This is a genomic window from Ramlibacter sp., from assembly GCF_035554825.1.
GTDB lineage: Bacteria > Pseudomonadota > Gammaproteobacteria > Burkholderiales > Burkholderiaceae_C > Ramlibacter.
Map to the genome: position 1 here is coordinate 1 of NZ_DATMHS010000019.1, position 1,849 is coordinate 1,849.

The window sequence follows — 1,849 nt, forward strand, 5'->3', positions numbered from 1 at the left end:
CGGCGGCTCGGCTTTCGGCACGGCGTCGAGCAGGGCGCGGGTGTAGGGATGCCGGGCCGCGCGGAACAGCTGCTCGGGCGGGCCCTGTTCGACGATCCGGCCCTGCCACAGCACGCACACGTCGTCGCACAGGTGATGCACCACGGCGAGATCGTGGCTGATCAGCATGTAGGTGATGCCGTGTTCGGCCTGCAGGTCCTGCATCAGGTTGAGCACCTGCGCCTGGACCGACACGTCGAGCGCGCTCACCGGTTCGTCCGCGACGATCAGGCGCGGCCGCGTGATCAGCGCCCGCGCGATCGCGATGCGCTGGCGCTGGCCGCCGGAGAACTCGTGCGGGTACTTGCCCAGGTCGTTGGCGCGCAGGCCGACGGCCTCCAGCACCTCGGCCGCGCGCCGCTGCTGCTCGGGCCGCGCCGTGGCGCCTTGGGCGGCCAGCGGCTCGGTGACGATGCGCTCGATGGTCTGGCGCGGATCGAGCGAGCCGTACGGATCCTGGAACACCATCTGGATGTCGCGCCGCGCCTGCCGCAGCGCTTCGCGCGGCAGCGCGTGCAGGTCGCGCCCGAGCAGCCTCACCCGGCCGGCCGTCGGACGGTCCAGCGCCATCACCAGCCGCGCCAGCGTCGACTTGCCCGAGCCCGACTCGCCCACGATGCCCAGGCTGCGTCCCGCCTCGATCGTGAAGCTCACGTCGTTCAGGGCGTGCACCGTCGGATGCGGCGCGAACAGCTGTTCGCGCGGCAGCAGGTAGTGCCGCACCAGGTGTTCCACCTGCAGCAGCGGCGCCGTCATGCCGGCGCTTCCTGCCGCGACCGTGCCGCCGCGACGGCATCGAGGCGAAGGCAGCGCGCCTGGTGCCCGGGCGCGATCGGCACCGGTGGCGGCGGCGTGACGTGGCACTCGGCGATCGTGAAGCCGCAGCGCCCGGCGAACGGACAGCCCGGCGGCAGGTCCACCAGCTCGGGCACGGCGCCGGCGATGGTGGCCAGGCGCCGGCCCCTGGCCGCGCCGAGGGCCGGCCGCGCCGCGAAGAGGCCGAGCGAATAGGGATGCATGCGGTGCGCGAACACGGCGTCGGTCGGGCCGCTTTCGACGACGCTGCCGCCGTACATCACCAGCATGCGCTGCACGTTCTGGGCGATCACGCCGAGGTCGTGCGAGATCAGCATCAGGGCCATGCCGCGCTCGGCCACCAGCTCGCGGATCAGGTCCAGGATCTGGCGCTGGATCGTCACGTCCAGGGCGGTCGTCGGTTCGTCGGCGATCAGCAGGTCGGGGCCGCAGGCGAGCGCCATCGCGATCGTGATGCGCTGGCGCTGGCCGCCCGAAAACTGATGCGGGTAGGCATCGATGCGGCGCGCCGCATCCGGGATGCCGACGCGGTCGAGCAGCGCGATGGCCTCGGTGCGCGCGGCGGAAGCGGACAGGCCGCGGTGCAGGCGCAGCGGCTCGCCGACCTGGCGGCCGATGGTGTGGACCGGGTTGAGCGCCGTCATCGGCTCCTGGAAGATCATGCCGATGCGGTCGCCGCGGATGCGGCACAGCTCGCGATCGCTGCGGCCGATCAGCTCCTGTCCCTCGAAGCGGATGCTGCCCGTGACCTCGGCGTTCTCGGGCAGCAGGCCCAGCAGCGCCATCACGGTGATCGTCTTGCCGCAGCCGGACTCGCCGACCAGCCCCAGCGTCGCGCCGCGCTCCAGCGAGAAGCTGACGTCGCGCACGGCGTAGGCGGGGCCGCGGTGGGTGTGCAGCCGCACGTGCAGGTGGTCGACTTCGAGCAGTGCCATCGGATCAGCGCTTGCGCGCCAGCCGCGGATCGAACAGGTCGCGCAGGCCGTCGCCGAGC

2 protein-coding genes are annotated in these 1,849 nt (G+C 72.7%); both read right to left on the reverse strand.

The annotated features are described in order from the left end of the window. On the reverse strand, positions 1–795 hold a 795-nt coding region (locus tag VNT59_RS01685; protein WP_325495993.1), incomplete at its 3' end, for an ATP-binding cassette domain-containing protein. Further along, entirely contained in the window at positions 792–1,790 is a 999-nt protein-coding gene (locus tag VNT59_RS01690; RefSeq protein ID WP_325495995.1) for an ABC transporter ATP-binding protein, read from the reverse strand. The genes VNT59_RS01690 and VNT59_RS01685, both read right to left, overlap by 4 nt. Positions 1,791–1,849: the final 59 nt, after the last annotated feature.

Coding starts and splice junctions, on each gene's coding strand:
- VNT59_RS01690 (WP_325495995.1), bottom strand. CDS start 1,790: ATGGCACTGCTCGAAGTCGACCACCTGCACGTGCGGCTGCACACCCAC.